This is a genomic window from Streptomyces sp. 8L (assembly GCF_020176795.1).
Classification (GTDB): domain Bacteria; phylum Actinomycetota; class Actinomycetes; order Streptomycetales; family Streptomycetaceae; genus Streptomyces.
Genome location: NZ_JAIUKE010000835.1, coordinates 1 through 1,997, shown reverse-complemented (window position 1 = coordinate 1,997; position 1,997 = coordinate 1). Strand labels below are relative to the sequence as shown.

Here is a 1,997-nt window from a genome sequence, read left to right as displayed (position 1 = left end):
GTGTGGGGGAGACGGCGTGGAGAGCGCGGATCGGGGGGGCGACGGGACGGGCCGGGCCAGGGCGATTCGTCAGCCCTTGACCGCGCCCTCCCCGACGCCGCGGAAGAAGTACCGCTGGAGGCAGGCGAACAGGACGATCAGCGGCACGACGGCGATGATCGTGCCGGCCGCGACGAGCCGCTGGTCGTCGGCGAACGTGCCGTGCAGGTAGTTGAGCCCGATGGTGAGGGTGAACTTGGACGAGTCACTGAGGACGATCAGCGGCCACAGGAAATCGTCCCACGACCCCATGAAGGAGAAGATCGCCACGACGGCGAGCGTGCCGCGCACCGAGGGCAGCGCGATCCGGAAGAAGCGCTGCCACGCGTTCGCCCCGTCCATGACGGCGGCCTCGTCCACCTCACGCGGCAGGTGCAGGAAGGCGTTGCGCATCAGCAGGACGTTCATCGCGCCGACGCAGCCGGGCAGCAGCACACCGAGCAGTGTGTTGTTGAGGCCCAGCGACCGCATCGTCTGGAACTGGGCGATGATGATGCCCTCCACCGGGACGAGCATCGCCACGATGAACACCAGGGTGAGCAGCTTGCGGCCCCGGTAGCGCAGCCGGGCGATCGCGTAGCCGGCCAGCGCCGCGCCCACGCAGTTCGTCAGGACGTTGGCGAGCGCGACCTTCAGGGAGTTCAGCGCGTAGCTCCACACCGGGATGGTGTCGGCGACGCGCGTGTAGTTGTGCAGGGTGGGATGGGCCGGCAGGAACGCGGGCGGGGTGCTGAAGATGTCCTCGGTCGGCCCCTTGAGGGACGTGGCCAGCTGCCAGACGAACGGGCCGACCGTCAGGACGAGTACGGCGACGAGCAGGACGTACCGTACGGCCAGCTCCCACGGCGCGACGCGGCGCCCGTTCTCGTCGGTGAAGCGGGCCTTCTTCTGCGGCATCCCGGGCCGTCCCGTCGGCGGCTCTCCGGGCCGTCCTGTCGGCGGCTGCCCGGCCCGTCCCGAGCGGGCGGCGGCGCCGGGGCCGGTGGCGGAGCTCATGCGTCCTCCTTGCGGTCGGCGCGCAGCACCAGCAGCATCAGCCCGACGGTGATGACGAACACGACGACGGACAGGGCCGAGGCGTACCCGACGCGTCCTGTGAGACCGGTGCCGGTGCGCTCCACCAGCATGACCAGCGTGGTGTCCTCGCCCGCGGGGCCACCGTTCGGGCCCGCCATCAGATAGACCTCGGAGAAGACCTTGAAGGCGGCCACCGAGGAGAGCGCGCCCACCAGGACCATCGTGGAGCGCACGGCGGGGACGGTGACGGAGACGAAGCGGCGGAACGCGCCCGCGCCGTCCACGGACGCCGCCTCGTGCAGCTCCCGGGGCACGTTCGCCAGCGCCGAGAGATAGATGATCATGTAGTACCCGAGGCCCTTCCACACCGTCACGAACATGGCGCTCAGCAGGAGCAGCCACTGGTCGCTGAGGAAGCCGACCTTGCCGATCCCCACCTCGTCGAGGACCGCGTTGATCAGCCCGCGGTCGTCCAGCATCCACACCCAGATCAGCCCGACCACCACGATCGACGCGACGACCGGTGTGTAGAAGGCGCTGCGGAAGAAGCCGATGCCGGGGATCTTCTTCGCCACCAGCAGCGCGAGCAGCAGCGGCAGGACCACCAGCGCCGGCACGACCACGACCATGTACAGCGCGCTGTTGCGCAGGCCGATCCAGAACATGTCGTCGTGCAGCATCTCGGTGAAGTTCGCGAGGCCCACCCACTGCCCCGCGACGAGCGCCCGGCGGTCGGTGAAGGAGTCGACGAGCGTCGAGACGAACGGATACAGGATGAACACGCAGACGACCACCAGGCCGGGTGCGGCGAACAGCCAGGGCGTGGACGGCAGATGGCGCCTGGCGGGGCGGGGGGCGCGCGGGCCGCCCGGCCGGGCGGGCGCGGAACGGGCGCGGGACGCGGGGCCGGGCCCGGGGCCCCCCCCCGCCCCGGCGGCCGG

General features: G+C 70.9%; 2 protein-coding genes. Both read right to left on the bottom strand.

All coding sequences use genetic code 11. From position 1 onward, the window contains the following. Nucleotides 1-69 precede the first annotated feature (69 nt). The gene (locus LCE31_RS39255; protein WP_225023038.1) at nucleotides 70-936 is read right to left on the bottom strand and encodes a carbohydrate ABC transporter permease; all 867 of its coding nucleotides are present in this window, start codon (nucleotides 934-936) and stop codon (nucleotides 70-72) included. 95 nt (nucleotides 937-1,031) lie between these two features. Then, complete coding sequence (locus LCE31_RS39250) at nucleotides 1,032-1,889, bottom strand: carbohydrate ABC transporter permease (protein WP_225023037.1); 858 nt, start codon at nucleotides 1,887-1,889, stop codon at nucleotides 1,032-1,034. Nucleotides 1,890-1,997: the final 108 nt, after the last annotated feature.

Excerpts from the sequence above, each read along its gene's own strand:
- LCE31_RS39255 (WP_225023038.1), bottom strand. The coding sequence starts at position 936 with ATGCCGCAGAAGAAGGCCCGCTTCACCGACGAGAACGGGCGCCGCGTC.